The sequence below is a fragment of the Lentzea sp. NPDC055074 genome, from assembly GCF_053608005.1.
Genome location: NZ_JBSGUQ010000005.1, coordinates 111735 through 124973, shown reverse-complemented (window position 1 = coordinate 124973; position 13239 = coordinate 111735). Strand labels below are relative to the sequence as shown.

Annotated in this window: 16 protein-coding genes; 5 read left to right on the top strand and 11 right to left on the bottom strand. The window is 69.7% G+C overall.

What is annotated here, in order from left to right:
- Positions 1-27 precede the first annotated feature (27 nt).
- From ACWF7A_RS13795 to ACWF7A_RS13775, 5 genes are read right to left on the bottom strand one after another with little or no spacing between them, the layout of a single operon-like run.
- The gene (locus ACWF7A_RS13795) at positions 28-978 is read right to left on the bottom strand and encodes a hydroxyacid dehydrogenase (protein WP_452250789.1); all 951 of its coding nucleotides are present in this window, start codon (positions 976-978) and stop codon (positions 28-30) included.
- Positions 975-1802, bottom strand: coding sequence for a carbohydrate ABC transporter permease (locus ACWF7A_RS13790; RefSeq protein WP_452250788.1), 828 nt, complete (start codon positions 1800-1802; stop codon positions 975-977). Before ACWF7A_RS13790 ends, ACWF7A_RS13795 begins: the two co-directional genes overlap by 4 nt.
- Positions 1802-2677, bottom strand: a complete 876-nt coding sequence (locus ACWF7A_RS13785) for a carbohydrate ABC transporter permease (protein ID WP_452250787.1) — start codon at positions 2675-2677, stop codon at positions 1802-1804. The genes ACWF7A_RS13790 and ACWF7A_RS13785 overlap by 1 nt, the downstream gene beginning before the upstream one ends.
- Complete coding sequence (locus ACWF7A_RS13780; protein ID WP_452250786.1) at positions 2674-3972, bottom strand: ABC transporter substrate-binding protein; 1299 nt, start codon at positions 3970-3972, stop codon at positions 2674-2676. The genes ACWF7A_RS13785 and ACWF7A_RS13780 overlap by 4 nt, the downstream gene beginning before the upstream one ends.
- A 33-nt stretch (positions 3973-4005) precedes the next feature.
- Positions 4006-5034: a substrate-binding domain-containing protein gene (locus ACWF7A_RS13775; RefSeq protein WP_452250785.1), complete on the bottom strand. Its 1029-nt coding sequence runs from the start codon at positions 5032-5034 to the stop codon at positions 4006-4008.
- A 97-nt stretch (positions 5035-5131) separates the two neighbouring features.
- Here ACWF7A_RS13775 and ACWF7A_RS13770 point away from each other — a divergent pair, with 97 nt between their 5' ends.
- The 4 genes from ACWF7A_RS13770 to ACWF7A_RS13755 are packed head-to-tail and all read left to right on the top strand — an operon-like array spanning position 5132 to position 7147.
- Entirely contained in the window at positions 5132-6052 is a 921-nt protein-coding gene (locus ACWF7A_RS13770; RefSeq protein ID WP_452250784.1) for a TIGR01777 family oxidoreductase, read from the top strand.
- A 1-nt stretch (position 6053) separates the two neighbouring features.
- Positions 6054-6305 (top strand): hypothetical protein, encoded by a 252-nt coding sequence (locus ACWF7A_RS13765; RefSeq protein WP_452250783.1) that lies wholly within the window; start codon positions 6054-6056, stop codon positions 6303-6305.
- Positions 6298-6564: an SH3-like domain-containing protein gene (locus ACWF7A_RS13760; protein WP_452250782.1), complete on the top strand. Its 267-nt coding sequence runs from the start codon at positions 6298-6300 to the stop codon at positions 6562-6564. The genes ACWF7A_RS13765 and ACWF7A_RS13760 overlap by 8 nt, the downstream gene beginning before the upstream one ends.
- Positions 6557-7147, top strand: a complete 591-nt coding sequence (locus ACWF7A_RS13755) for a nitrile hydratase subunit alpha (RefSeq protein ID WP_452250781.1) — start codon at positions 6557-6559, stop codon at positions 7145-7147. Before ACWF7A_RS13760 ends, ACWF7A_RS13755 begins: the two co-directional genes overlap by 8 nt.
- 8 nt (positions 7148-7155) lie before the next feature.
- Here ACWF7A_RS13755 and ACWF7A_RS13750 read toward each other — a convergent pair whose 3' ends face one another.
- The 5 genes from ACWF7A_RS13750 to ACWF7A_RS13730 form a co-directional block, all read right to left on the bottom strand.
- Positions 7156-7668: a hypothetical protein gene (locus ACWF7A_RS13750; RefSeq protein ID WP_452250780.1), complete on the bottom strand. Its 513-nt coding sequence runs from the start codon at positions 7666-7668 to the stop codon at positions 7156-7158.
- Between the two features lie 14 nt (positions 7669-7682).
- Positions 7683-8909, bottom strand: coding sequence for an MFS transporter (locus tag ACWF7A_RS13745; protein ID WP_452250779.1), 1227 nt, complete (start codon positions 8907-8909; stop codon positions 7683-7685).
- Positions 8910-8967: 58 nt separating this feature from the next.
- Complete coding sequence (locus tag ACWF7A_RS13740; protein ID WP_452250778.1) at positions 8968-9351, bottom strand: hypothetical protein; 384 nt, start codon at positions 9349-9351, stop codon at positions 8968-8970.
- A 136-nt stretch (positions 9352-9487) separates the two neighbouring features.
- A complete protein-coding gene (locus tag ACWF7A_RS13735; RefSeq protein WP_452250777.1) occupies positions 9488-11146 on the bottom strand; it encodes a peroxidase family protein in 1659 nt (552 codons plus the stop codon).
- 132 nt (positions 11147-11278) lie between these two features.
- Positions 11279-12316 (bottom strand): glycosyltransferase, encoded by a 1038-nt coding sequence (locus ACWF7A_RS13730; RefSeq protein WP_452250776.1) that lies wholly within the window; start codon positions 12314-12316, stop codon positions 11279-11281.
- A 43-nt stretch (positions 12317-12359) separates the two neighbouring features.
- On the opposite strand from ACWF7A_RS13730, the gene ACWF7A_RS13725 reads away from it, so the two are divergent.
- On the top strand, positions 12360-12683 hold the full coding sequence (locus ACWF7A_RS13725; protein ID WP_452250775.1) for an STAS domain-containing protein: 324 nt from the start codon (positions 12360-12362) through the stop codon (positions 12681-12683).
- On the opposite strand, the gene aroQ is transcribed toward ACWF7A_RS13725, so the two are convergent.
- Positions 12680-13231: a gamma subclass chorismate mutase AroQ gene (gene aroQ / locus ACWF7A_RS13720; protein ID WP_452250774.1), complete on the bottom strand. Its 552-nt coding sequence runs from the start codon at positions 13229-13231 to the stop codon at positions 12680-12682. The genes ACWF7A_RS13725 and aroQ overlap by 4 nt on opposite strands.
- Positions 13232-13239 lie beyond the last annotated feature (8 nt).

The following is a 13239-nucleotide window of genomic DNA, read 5'->3' as shown; positions in this document are numbered from 1 at the left end:
GGTCCCTTCGCTCTACCTGCAACCTGGTCACGCGATCCTCTCCCGGCGATCCGCGGGCACCGGAGTCGCGAACCCCTCCCCCGCGGCCCACCGCCGGACCTCCTCGACGGCGTGCCGCCCGAGGCGTCCCCACTCGTTGCCCTGCGACCCCGCCAGGTGCGGTGTGATCAGCACCTGGTCCGACCGCCACAACGCGTGGTCCGCCGGCAGCACCTCCGGATCCGTCACGTCGAGCACGGCACGGATCCGCCCCACCTCGGACGCCAGCGCGTCCTGGTCGACCACCGCACCACGCGCGGTGTTGATCAGCACGGCGTCGTCGCGCATCAAACCCAGCAGCTCACCGCTGACCAGCCCTCTGGTCTCCGGCAGCAGCGGTGTGTGGACGCTGACGACGTCGCTGCGTTCGAACAGCTCGGCCAGACCCACGGGCTCGGCACCGTCCACTTCGGTCACGAACGGGTCGTGCACCAGCACGTGGAAATCGTAGGGCGCGAGCAGCTCGATCACCCGGCGGCCGATCAGCGACGCCGACAGGATGCCGACGGTGGCTCCGAAGTTGCCCACCGACGCGGGGACCCCGTACACCGACATCTGCTTGGTCTCGCGGTACTCCCGAGCGCGTTCGAGCACTCGTTTGCCGCTCAGCAGGATCATCGCGACGGTGTACTCGGCCACCGGCAGCGCGTTGGCCTGCGCGGCCGACGACACCGCGATGCCGCGGTCCCAGCAGGCGTCGGTGACGAAGCCCCTGACCGAGCCGGCGGTGTGCACGATCGCCTTCAGCCGGGGCAGCCGGGCGAGCACCTCGGCGGTGATCGGCGGACACCCCCAGCCCGTGACGAGCAGGTCGACGTCCGGGACGCCTCCGAAGTCCGAGTGCACGCCGGTGAAGTCGCAGACCGAGCGAAGGTCGTGGAGCACGGGCGCGAGGACGGCGGAGGCGGCCTCCTCCGACATCACGCCCGCGGCCCTCACTTGACGGCTCCCGCGGTCATGCCGGCCTTCCAGAACCGTTGCAGCACCATGAACGCGAGGATCAGCGGCAGCACCGCGAAGAGAGATCCCATGATCACCACCGGGTAGTACTCGGGAGAGACAGTGGCCGAGCTGTTCCACTGGTAGAGGCCGAGGCTGACGGGATAGAGCTTCTGGTCGGACAGCATGACCATGGGCAGGAAGAAGTTGTTCCAGATCGTGGTGAGCTGGAACAGGAACAGCGTGACCATGCCCGGTCCGAGCATCCTGAACGCGACCTTGAAGTACGTGGCGAGGTCGCCCGCGCCGTCGATGCGGGCGGCCTCCAGCACCTCGTCCGGCACGTAGCCCTGCGCGAAGATCCTGCCCAGGTAGACGCCGAACGGGTTGAACAGCGCCGGGATGAACACCGCCCAGAACGTGTTCACCAGGCCCGCCTCGGACGCCATCAGGTACAGCGGCAGCGCGAGCACGGTCTGCGGCACCATGACCGCCGCGAGGACGAGCCCGAAGAGCTTCTCCTTGTGACGGAAGGCGTACTTGTCGAACGCGTAGCCCGCGGCGATCGAGATGAACGCGCTGACGCCCGCGCCGATCACCGCGTACAGCAGGCTGTTGACGTACCAGCGCCCGTAGAGGCCCTTGTCCATCGCGAACAGGTTCTTGACGTTCTCCACCAGCGAGAACCCGCCGAACAGGTCGCTGTTGAACAGCGCGTCGACGTTCTTGGTGGCGGCGAGCACCAGCCACATGACCGGCAGCAGCGTGTAGAGCACCGAGACGCCGATGACCACGTTCACCGTGGTGCGGCCGAGGAGGGTCATCAGTCGGCCTTCCTGTTCGTCCAGCGGGTGACGCCGTAGGACAGCGCGACCGTGAAGGCCAGCAGGATCACGGACGCGGCCGCGGCGAGGCCGTAGTTGTTGCGGGTGAAGGCGGCGTCGAAGATGTACATGCTCGGCGAGAACCGGGCGCTGATCATCGGTGTGGACTGGCTGAGCAGCACGGGTTCGGTGAACAGCTGCAGCGCCCAGATCAGCGTGAAGATGCCGACCGTGACGATGGCGCCGCGCACCAGCGGTGCCTTGATGCGCAGGGCCTGCTTGACCGGCCCCGCACCGTCCACGACGGACGCCTCCAGCACTTCGCGAGGCACGGCCTGCAACGCGGCGTAGAAGATCACCATGTTGTAGCCGAGGTTGCTCCACAGCGCGATGTTCACGATCGACGGCAGCACGGTGTCGATGCCGAGGAAGCTGATCTGGACGTCCGCCTTCGCGAACAGGTCGATGATCGGGCTCAGACCGGGCGTGTAGAGGTAGAGCCAGATCAGGGCCGCGATGATGCCCGGCACGGCGTGCGGCAGGTAGAGGCCCATCTGCATCCAGCCGCGCAGCTTCGCCACGCCGGAGTCGAGCAGCAACGCGAGGGTGAGCGCGCCGACGACCATCAACGGGATGTAGAGCAGGCAGTACAGCACGACGGTGAACAGGCTGTTGAGGAACGTCGGGTCGCTGAGCACGGCGACGTAGCTGCGCAGGCCGACGAACACGGTGCTCTCCGGCCCGAACCCCAGCCCCGGCTGGTCGGCGGCGAAGAAGCTGAGCCACATCGCTGTGCCGGTCGGGACGAGGAAGACCGTGACGAGCAACAGGAAGAACGGCGCCATCAGGACGGCGCAGGCGAGCTTGCTCCTCACCGCACACCCTCCTCAGTGGACAGACCGAGCGCCTCGAGGTCGGGCATGGTGCCGCTCTGGGCCTCCCGCACCGCCTCGATCACCGTGCCGACACCGGCGCCCGCCTTCGCGAACCCGTCCTGCATGACCTTGAGGGTGGCGGTCATCCGCGGTCCCCACACCCAGCCGTCGCGGATCTTGTCCGCCTCCTGCTGGAAGAGCCGGTAGATGTCCTGGCCGCCGTAGTACTCGCCGGGGAACGCCTTCGCGCCCGCCTCGACGAGGCCCGGCGCGACCGGGTACTGGCTGCTGGTGCCGCTCTTCAGCCGGGCCGTCAGCGCGTCCGGGTGGGTGCACTGCCACTCGATGAACTCCATCGCGGCCTCGGGCTCCCGCGAGTCCTTGGTGACCGCGAACGTCGAACCGCCGTGGGTGCCGACCACCTGCTCGTCCCAGACAGGCATGGGGGCGATGCGCCACCTGCCCTTCTGCGCGGGCCTCGCCCTCATCTGCGCACCCGCGTCCCACGCGCCGCTGAGCCTGGTGATCACCCGGTCCTGCCCGATCTGCGCGTCGTGCTGCTTGCTGTCGCCCGCGTTGCGGAACACCAGGTCCTCGTCGATCAGTCCCTGCCAGTAGGCCGCGACCTTCTGGGTCGGCCCGTCGGCCAGGGACACGCGCCACCTGCCGCCGCTGGTGTCGAACCACTGGGCGCCGGCCTGCCAGGCGTGGCAGGCGAACTGCGTGCCGCCGTCGGTGGGGAACAGCGTGAGCCTCTTGTCCGGGAACCTGCTCCTGACGGTCCGAGCGAGGCCGGCGAACTCGTCCCACGTCGTGGGGATCTCGAAACCGTTGGCCTGGAACAGGTCCGCGCGGTAGTGCAGGACCATCGGCTCGACGTCGAGCGGGACGCTGAACACCCGGTCGTCGAACGTCGTGAGCTTGAGGGCCTGCGGCAGCAGCTTCTGCTTCAGGCGGTCCGTCACCAGGTCGGTGATGTCGCGGGCCACGCCGTCGATCGCATACCCCGGGACCTGCGGGTACTCGATCGTGGCGACGTCCGGTGCGTTGCCCGCACGAGCCGCGTTGCTGAGCTTGGCGTACCCGCCCTGCCCACCGGAGGGGATCTGCTGGAAGACCACCCTGATGCGGTTCTGCGAGGAGTTGAACGCGTCGACGACCTGCTGGCTACCGCGCAGGGCCGACCAGAACGTGATCTCTACCGGACCTCCGGCACCGCGGCGTTGCGGAGTGGAGCAGGCCGCCAATGGTGCCGTGAGGCCCGCCGCGAGAAGTGTGCGACGACTCAGGCGCATGGATCGCATCCTGATCGCCTGATCGGTTTGACGTCAAGAAACGGTCAAACGCTCAGTTGATGAGCGGATCTTCAACGTGGGCAGCAGCTCGACCCGCGCGGTGGCCGTGACCTCGCCTTTCAGCTTCCTCAGCAGCAACTCGGCGGCGACTTTGCCGACCTCGGTCTTCGGCGGCGCGACGGCCGTGAGCGGAATGCTGCCGAGCGACGCGACCACGTCGTCGTACGACACGACCGAGCACGTCCCCGGCACGTCCATGCCGGCGTGCATCATCTGCTGGACCAGCATCAACGCGTCCTCGTCGCCGTGCAACACGGCCGCCGTGGCCCGATGCCGGCGCACCACGTCCACGATCCCGGTGTCCGGCGAGCTCAGGACCGTGACCGCGTCCTCCAGGCCCGCCGAGATCTCCCGGAATGCCCTGCGCAGCACGCGTGCGGTCGGGCTGTCGTCGCGTGCTGCGAGCACGATCCGCCGATGCCCTAGGTCGGTCAGGTGCTTCACGGCCAGACGCATGCCGTACCAGTGGTCCGAGCACACCGAGTTCATCGCCCGCAGGCCACCGCTCGGGCGGCGTTCCATCAGGACGGTCGGCACGCCGGTGTCCGCGAGCCAGTCGTCCTCGGCCTCCTCCTCGAACGTGCGCCACCGCGGCGCCATCAGCAGGCCCTGGACGGACTCGGTGAGCGCCTTCTCGACGATGGGCCGTTCAGCACCCCTGACCTGCGGCGCGATGTGCAGGACCACCCGCATGCCGGCCTCTTCGAGGGTCTTGCGGGCGCCGTTCATCGTCTCGTAGAGGTACGTGTGGCGCTCCGGCACGACGAGCGCGATCGCCCCGTTCGTGGCCTGCGTCGGCATGGGCTGCTCGACGGGCGTGAGGGAGCGCGCGACGCCGTGCCCGCGCCGCAGCTTGCCGAGCCGGGCGAGCTCCTCGACGTCCCGTCTGATCGTGACGATCGAGACGTCGAGCTCCTCGGCCAGATCGCTCACCTTGACCGTGCCCCGCGACGCCGTGACGGCCAGGATCCGCTGCCGTCGTGCCTCGCTGGACTCCCGCATGACCGACCGCCTGTTCGTTTGAGCGTTTTGCGGGAGCATAACTGAAACACCTCTCAGCAACCGGGCACTAGCGTCGCCGGAGAGGGGGACGGACGACATGAAGATCGTGATTCCAGGTGGAACGGGCCAGGTCGGCGGCGTGCTGACCCGTGCGCTGAGGGCGGCGGGCCACGAGGTGGTGATCATCGGCCGCAGCGCCGGCGTGCGCTGGGACGGCCACACGCTCGGCAGGTGGGCCGGCGAGATCGACGGCGCCGACGTCGTGGTCAACCTGGCCGGGCGGAGCGTGAGCTGCCGCTACACCGCCGAGAACCTGCAGCAGATGATGCGCTCGCGCGTGGACTCGGCACGGGTCGTCGGCGAGGCCATCGCGAAGGCGGACGACCCGCCCGCGGTGTGGCTGCAGATGAGCACGGCGACGATCTACGCGCACCGGTTCGACGCGGCCAACGACGAGGACACGGGCACCCTGGGCGGCCGTGAGCCGGACGTGCCGGGCTACTGGACGTACAGCGTCGAGATCGCCAAGCGCTGGGAGGCCGAGCTGGACGAGGCCGACACGCCGGGCACCCGCAAGGTCGCGCTGCGGTCCGCGATGGTGATGAGCCCGGACCGCGGCGGAGTCTTCGACCACCTCTCGTGGATGGCGCGCCTGGGGCTCGGCGGGCCGGTGGCGGGCGGACGCCAGTACATCTCGTGGATCCACGACGACGACTTCGTCCGGGCGGTCGCGCTGCTGATCAGGGAACCGATCGCGGGGCCGGTCAACCTCGCGGCACCGAACCCGTTGCCGCAGCGGGAGTTCATGCGCGAGCTGCGCGGCGCGTGGAAGGTGCCGGCCGGCCTGCCCGCGACGAGCTGGATGGCCGAGATCGGCGCCTTCGCACTCCGCACCGACACCGAGCTGCTGCTCAAGAGCCGCCGGGTCGTGCCGGGCAGGCTCGGGCGGGCCGGGTTCGAGTTCCACTTCCCGAACTGGCGGGAGGCGGCGCAGAATCTGGCTGAACGCAGGAGGTGAGATGCCGAGGATCAACGACGTCGGCGGCCAGGACGGCTTCGGCCCGGTTCTCGAGGAACTGGACGAACCGCCCTTCCACGCCGACTGGGAAGCGCACGTCATGGCCATGAACCGGGCGCTGATCGGCCGGGGCGTCTACAACCTCGACGAGTTCCGGGACGCCGTCGAACGCACGATGTCGCACGAGTCGTCCTACTACGAGAACTGGTTCCGCGCGATCCAGACGCTGCTGAAGGAGCGCGGCGTTGTCTGAGCGCTTCCGCACCGGCGACCGGGTCCGCACGTCCACAGTGGACCCCGACCACCACACCAGGCTGCCGCACTACGCGCGCGGCCACGTCGGCACGGTCGTCGGCCGCGACGGCGTGCACCCGCTGGCGGACCTGAGCGCACAGGGAGTCCAGCAGTCCCAGCAGGTCTACCACGTGCGCTTCTCCGCACGCGAACTGTTCGGCCAAGGCGACCACAGCGTGACGCTGTCCCTCTGGGAGGACTACCTCAGCGATGAGTGACGACCACGACGACTCCCCGATCGCCGCGCGCGTCCGGGAGCTCGAAGCGATCCTCGAGGAGAAGGGCCTCCTGGACGCGCAGGAGCTGGACCGCGCGCTGGAGGCCTTCACGCACCGGGCCTCCCCCGCCAACGGCTTCCGCGTCGTGGCACGGGCCTGGACCGACGACGGCTTCCGCACCCGCCTGCTGGACAACGCGAACGACGCCCTGCCCGAGCTCGGCCTCTCGATGGGCGGCGGCCTGCAGGTGCAGCAGCTGCACGTCGTCGAGAACACCGAGGACGTGCACAACGTCATCGTGTGCACGCTGTGCAGCTGCTACCCGCTCTCCCTGCTCGGACCGTCCCCCACCTGGTACAAGAGCCCGGCGTACCGCGCGAAGGTGGTCAGCCACCCGCGCGAGGTGCTGGAGCAGTTCGGGCTGACCCTGCCCGGCACCACCGAGGTCGCGGTGTGGGACGCGAACGCCGAGTCGCGCTACATGGTGCTGCCGCGCCGGCCCGAGGGCACCCAGGACCTCAGCGAGGCAGAGCTCACGGCGTTGGTGACGCGCAACGGGCTGATCGGCACCGCCGCCGTGTAGGCCCTGTCCTAGTGCGTCTTCGGGGTGTAGCAGGACCCCTCGCCGTTCGTACCGTCGAGGAAGATCCTCACCAGACCGGGCTTGAGGTCCCCGAGCACGCACGCCCCGCCGTCGAGGGTGATCGTGAACCCGAGGAAGCGCTGGTCCGGGTACGGCTGCTCCACCTGCGGCCGCAGCTCCGCCAGCGCCTTCTCGGTGGTGCCGACGGAGAAGTCGCCCGACTCGCACACCCGCTTCAGGATCGGGCCGACCTGGGCGATCGTGTCACGGCCCTTGGCCGTGGCCTCGGTGCCGAGCGGTTTGCGCTGCTTCCAGCCGTTGTTCTCGACGTGGTGCGGCGCGACGTCCGGCCCGCCGCCGTCGGTCGGCTGCGCGGCGACGCGCTGCACCGGCTTCGGCACGTTCTCCTCGACCTGGCACGGCGCGGCCTGGTGCGTGGTCGGCGGTGGCACCGGCTTCTCGTCGGCAGAACAGGCCGCGCACACCAGCGCGACGGCAAGAACCCCCAGAACTCTCCCCATGCCGGGCACTCTGGTCACACCGGCTGCGCGGCGGGTTCGTTCACGACGGTCCGCACCGACCGGGACGCGAGCATCCCCGCCGTTGCGAGCACGTAGATCACGGCACACCCCAGCAGCGCGGCGGAGGTCCCGAACGCGTGCGACAGCGGGCCGATCGCCAGCTGCGCCAGCGGGATCGCCACGACCGACCCGAGCATGTCGTAGGAGTAGACGCGCGCGAGCTTGTCCGCGGGCACGTGGTGCTGCAACGAGGTCTCCCACGCCACACCGAACTGTTCCATGCCGAGCCCGCACACGAACGCGGCGAGCAGGAGCGCCCAGGGCTGCGGGTACAGGACCATCACGAGCGGCAGGGACACGAACGCGCCCACGCAGGCCACCCCGACGAGCAGCAGGCGGCGGGCCTTGAGCCGCATCGCGACGAACGCGCCCGCGACCATGCCCGCCGTCTGCGCGGCCAGGACCAGGCCCCACACCTCGCGGCCGAACGTGGTGTCGGCGAGCACCGGGCCGAGGAGGAACACGCCCCCCACGTACGCCGCGTTGACGAACGTGAAGGCCACGACGACGACCCAGACCCATTGCCGCGCCACGAACTCCGTCCAGCCCACCCTCAGCTCGGCGAACACCGACGGCTTGTGCTCGGCCGCGGCACGGGCGGCCGGCACGCGCACGAACGCGAAGAACACACCGGCGAGGGCGAACGACAGCGCGTCCACCGCGAGGCCCCAGCCGGGACCGGTGAACGCGATCAGCAGCCCGCCCAGTGACGCGCCGCCGATGTTGCCGGTGTTCGAACCGAGGCGCAGCACCGCGTTGGCACGCTGACGCAGGTCCGCGGGCACCGTCTGCGGCAGCAACGCCGCGGAGGCCGGGAACGCGAACGCGCTCGACATGCCGTTGACCGCCGACAGCACGACGAACCACGGCAGCGACACGGTTCCGGTGAGCACGAGCGCCGCGATCAGGGCCTGGCTGACGAAGCTGACCGCGCACGAGCCGGCGAGCACGAGGTTGCGCGGCAACCGGTCCGCGACCACCCCGCCCCACAGCAGGAACACCACGTTCGTCACCGACCGCGCGGCGACGACGAGGCCGAGCGAGGTGACCGAGCTGGTCAGGTCGAGAACGGCGAAGGCCAGTGCGATCGGCGCCATCGAGTTGCCGATGACGGTCGTGAACCTGCCTGCGAACAGCCAGCGAAAAGCCGGATGCGCCAAAGGCGCGAACATCTCCCCCATTCCCAGCACCGTACAACGCCGGAAGCCGCCCGATCCCCGAGGTTCGAGCGGCTCCCGGTCATCGCACCCTCGGGTGCGATGAGGCGATGACCACCGCGGCGGCGACGGTCACCAGGTTCTTCAGGATGTACTGGCCTTCGAGCGACGCCCGCAGCGGACCGGACCACATCTCACCGGGGAACAACACCAGCGGTGTCGACACCAGCACGACGTGTCCGACGAGCAGGACCGCGGTCAGCCGCGGCGCGCGGAAGCTCAGCAGCACCAGTGCGATCCCGATCTCCGAGATCGCGGCGCCCACCCGGGCAATGTCCCCGTGGACGATCCCGAACGTCAGCACGGACACCGTGCGTTCGACGAGGTCCTGGGCGGGGCTGCCACCGGGAAAGAGCTTCAGGGCGCCGAACCAGAGGTACACGACCCCCAGTCCGATGCGCAGCAACGGGATTCCGGACTCTCGCGCAAGACGAGTCAGGCGTTCCCCGGTGCTTTCGCGGCGTGTGGTTCCTGGACGCGACATGATCTCCCTCTCCTGTCTGGCTGCCACCACCCGGCCAGACAGGACGAACGAGGAGGGATCAGGCCGCCGGGTCGCCCAGCGGGTTCAGCAGGTCCGCCTTGCCCTCGAAAGCGAACAGCAGCAGGTCGACCATGCGGAACGTGCTGGAGTCCGGGCCGAGCGTCGGCCGCCAGTACGGCGAGCGCACGATCGAGATCCGGCTGCCCTCCATCGCGCGGTGGAACACCTCCGCGGTGAGCCGGCCGCCGACCGGGCCCATGAGCCCGTTGCCGACCTCGGCCTCGCGCAGAACGTAGAACCACAACGGGGTGGCGGCGACCAGCTGGGCCTGCTGCTCTTCCGAGAGCCCTTCGACGACCGCGCCTCCGTTGCCGACGAGGATCTGCTCGGCGGTGAGGGGCTCGGCGCAGAACAGCTCGGCGAGCTGCTGGCCCGTGGCGAGCTCCATCATCGAGGCCCTGGTCAGGTTCCGGAACGCGAGGTTGCGCTCGATCTCCCGGAACTGCGTGCCGCGCCCGCCGAACGTGCCGGCCGGCAGCTCCTTCAACGGGTCGACGAGCAGTGTGTCGATCCGCTTGGTGACGTTGCCGCCGCCGAGCTCCGCGGGCGGCACCAGGTCGTCCCGCTCGGCCTCGGTGAAGTCGTAGAGCCTCCGGAAGTCCGCGATCCAGTTGCTGGGCAACGTGAAGATCGGGCCCCGGTTCACGTCGTCGAGGTCGGCGGGCGTCCCCGAGGTGGGGTCGAAGTTGCCGCTCACACCGGTGAAGGTGAAGAGCTGGAACAGCGTCGCGAGACCGCCGGGGCCCGTCGAGTTGAACACCCGGTTCCACTGGTACCGCGCCCGGACCTGGCTGTGCCCGAAGCGGTACGACGCGACCGAGAACTCGATCGGCATCGTCGGCGAGTGGTCCCGGCAGTGGCCCGGCACCTCGAAGAACCTGCGGCCGTGGGTGAAGACGTCGTCCACGATCGCCGGGTCGATGATCCGCGGCAGGTGGTCGGTCCGCAGCATCCACTGGTAGTGCCGCACCACGAGCTCCTTGGCGGCGCGGAACAGCCGCTCGCCCGTGAGGCCGGTGAGCGCGAGCTCGTCGACCACGCGGTTGTGGAAGCGGATGAACGCGAGGTGCGTCTGCGCCACCACGAGGTTCTCGTCGTTGCGGGCGTCCGGGATCAACGGCAGCCGCCGGTCCGCCGCGGTGCCGGCCGTCCCACCGCGGCGCGGCAGGTCGAAGCCCTCGAACGGGACGTTGGTGCCCTCGTCCGGGAACGGCACCGGCGTCGTGGTGCCCACCTTGAACTTCACGCCGTCCTGGGCGTAGAAGGCCTGGTCGTCCTTGTCGCGCGGGCCGCGGCCGTACACCGAGTCGAGGTCCAGCGCGGGCGAACGGCCCTGCGTCAGCTCGTCGAGGTTGACGTCCTGCCCGAGCTGCGACTCGGTGCGGTCCATGGTCAGGTCGTGGTCGACGAACTGGCCGAGGTAGGTGAAGCCCGCCGGGACGGCCGGGTCCGCCGAGTCGGGCTGCGCCACGTCCGCGGTGATCGCGGCCGCGAGGGCAGCCCGCGTCTCCTCGTCCGTCCGCGGTCCCTTCGGCCCCAGCCGCGAGAACCGGAACCTGCGCAACTCCTCCGCGGTGGAGGGCTGACGCGTGGTGGCCTCACCTCGTCCGTCGAATTCCAGCACACCTTCGCCCACGACGAAGAAACTGTCGCGCACGTGCCTCTTCATATATCCCCCTGGTTTCCCCTCTTACAGGCGACCTGTTCTCCCCAACAAGCACCTGCCCCACCGCCAGTCTCCAGACGGACTAAATTTCCGTCGAAGCTTTTGACCACAACCAAAAAGCCGTCACACAGCGGATACGAGGTGGTCAGGAATATTCGTGAATTCCTCCGAATCGATCATCTGCGCAGCGTGGCTCTTCGCGGTGTCGTGATAAGTCTTCGTGTTCAGCACGTGCTGGACCCGTTCCGCGAGAACGTCGGCGGTCAGTCCTTTCACGTCCACTCGAACGCCCAGTCCGAGATCTTGAATTCGATCCGCGTTGCGCGGCTGGTCGGCGAACAACGGCAGCGCGACCATCGGCACGCCCGCGGTCAACGCCTCCCGCACACCGCCGCAACCCGCGTGCGTCACGAACACCTCCGCGGTGCCGAGAAACCGTTGCCGCGGGATCTCCGGTTCGAGGCGGACGTTCGACGGGCGCGGACCGGTCCACTCGCCGGGGCCGACCGCGACGACCGACCGGGCGCCGACCCGGCCGAGCGCCTCCACGACGACGTGCGGCAGCGTCGAGTCCGGCATCCGGGTGTGGGCGCCGAAGGACGCGACGACCTCCGGTCCGCCCTCGACCGGCGCGTCGATCGGCACGCGGAAGTGGTGCTGGGCCGGATGCCACGAGGAGGGCATCAGGCCGGCGGTGAGGACGGGATCGACCGCGCCGACGCCGAACCGGGCGCGGACCTTGTCCATCAGCTCGTCGAGCAGCGGGATCTCCAGCGGCGCGAACGGCGCGATGTCGACCAGGGCGTGCGGGATGCCGAGCACCTCGGCCGCGATCTGGCCGCCGTACTCGCTGGTCTCGCGCACGATGACGTCAGGCCGCCAGGTGCGGGCGAAGTCGAGGAGGTTGGCGGCGGACGCGACCACGAGCGGGCTGGACCAGAGCGGCGCCTTCAGCACGCCGTCGCGTTCCGGAAGCCACGACGCCTCGACGCCGGACGGCGCCCGGACGTCGGGCATCACGACGGTGTGCTCGAGGTGCGCCATCGCGGGCCCGGTCGCGATCACCGCCTGGTGCCCGCGCCGCCGGAACGCCCGCGCCAGCGGCACCATCGCGGGCAGCAGGTGGGAGCCGATGGGCAAGGAAGTCAGCAGAACTCGCACGTGAACCAGTTTCGCGACAGCCACCAGTGGGTACAGCTGCGAAATGCTCGAAGTCACGGTGACCGAGTCGTCGCCTGCCTCCACCCTCGTCACGGTGTCCGGCGAGCTCGCCGGTGCCGGTTCGGAAAGGCTGCTCGCGCGGCTCGACCGCCTCCTCGACAACGGCCACCGCTACGTCGTGCTGGACCTCACAGGGGTCCGGTTCTGCGACTCCAGCGGCGTGAGCGCTCTCGTGCGCGGACATGCCCGTGCGTCGGCCGCGGCGGGCGGACTGAAGCTCTCCGCCGCGTCCGACCAGGTCACACGGGTGCTGGAACTGACGGGCCTCGCGCGCATGCTCGGCCTTCAGTCCACAGTGGAGGCTTAGGCGCAGACCGTGCGCATCGCCTCGGCCAACGCGGCCTCGTGCAGCCGGTCGAGGCGGTGCAGCACCACCGCCGACCGTTCCGCGACGGTCGCGTGGATCTCGCACCGCAGCGTGGGCCTTCTGAGCTGTTCGGTGTCCTTGAGCTCGGCCAGGATTCCGGTCGTCAGCCGGTCGAGGACCGGCCGGACCTCGGTGGCGAGATCGGGCCGGTGCTGCGGCGCTTCTTCGGGGTGCTCGGTCCAGCGCGCGTGGAGGCCGCGCTGCACGAGCTTGTTCGCCTCGATCTGGGCGCGGAAGAACCGCGCCGCGTTCTCCGGGTCCAGCCGCAGGTCCACGGCCTTGGCGCGCACGCCGTCGAGCACCTGCTGCTCGCGCACGGGATCGTCGATCGGCTGTGCCGTCCCGAACTTGGCCGCCGCCACCAGGTCGGCGACCTGGACGCGCTGCACGGCCAGGCCGGTGAGCTCGCCGAGCGGGCCGACGGGGGTCAGTGACGCGGCGAGGGTCAGAGCGACCGCCAGAAGCCTCATGATCTCCGAGAGTGCCATGATGGCGG

What these genes read in the sequence shown, in the direction of transcription:
- ACWF7A_RS13790 (WP_452250788.1), bottom strand. Translation starts at nt 1,802, where the DNA reads ATGACCCTCCTCGGCCGCACCACGGTGAACGTGGTCATCGGCGTCTCG.
- ACWF7A_RS13780 (WP_452250786.1), bottom strand. Translation starts at nt 3,972, where the DNA reads ATGCGCCTGAGTCGTCGCACACTTCTCGCGGCGGGCCTCACGGCACCA.
- ACWF7A_RS13775 (WP_452250785.1), bottom strand. Translation starts at nt 5,034, where the DNA reads ATGCGGGAGTCCAGCGAGGCACGACGGCAGCGGATCCTGGCCGTCACG.
- ACWF7A_RS13770 (WP_452250784.1), top strand. Translation starts at nt 5,132, where the DNA reads ATGAAGATCGTGATTCCAGGTGGAACGGGCCAGGTCGGCGGCGTGCTG.
- ACWF7A_RS13765 (WP_452250783.1), top strand. Translation starts at nt 6,054, where the DNA reads ATGCCGAGGATCAACGACGTCGGCGGCCAGGACGGCTTCGGCCCGGTT.
- ACWF7A_RS13755 (WP_452250781.1), top strand. Translation starts at nt 6,557, where the DNA reads ATGAGTGACGACCACGACGACTCCCCGATCGCCGCGCGCGTCCGGGAG.
- ACWF7A_RS13750 (WP_452250780.1), bottom strand. Translation starts at nt 7,668, where the DNA reads ATGGGGAGAGTTCTGGGGGTTCTTGCCGTCGCGCTGGTGTGCGCGGCC.
- ACWF7A_RS13745 (WP_452250779.1), bottom strand. Translation starts at nt 8,909, where the DNA reads ATGGGGGAGATGTTCGCGCCTTTGGCGCATCCGGCTTTTCGCTGGCTG.
- ACWF7A_RS13725 (WP_452250775.1), top strand. Translation starts at nt 12,360, where the DNA reads ATGCTCGAAGTCACGGTGACCGAGTCGTCGCCTGCCTCCACCCTCGTC.
- aroQ (WP_452250774.1), bottom strand. Translation starts at nt 13,231, where the DNA reads ATGGCACTCTCGGAGATCATGAGGCTTCTGGCGGTCGCTCTGACCCTC.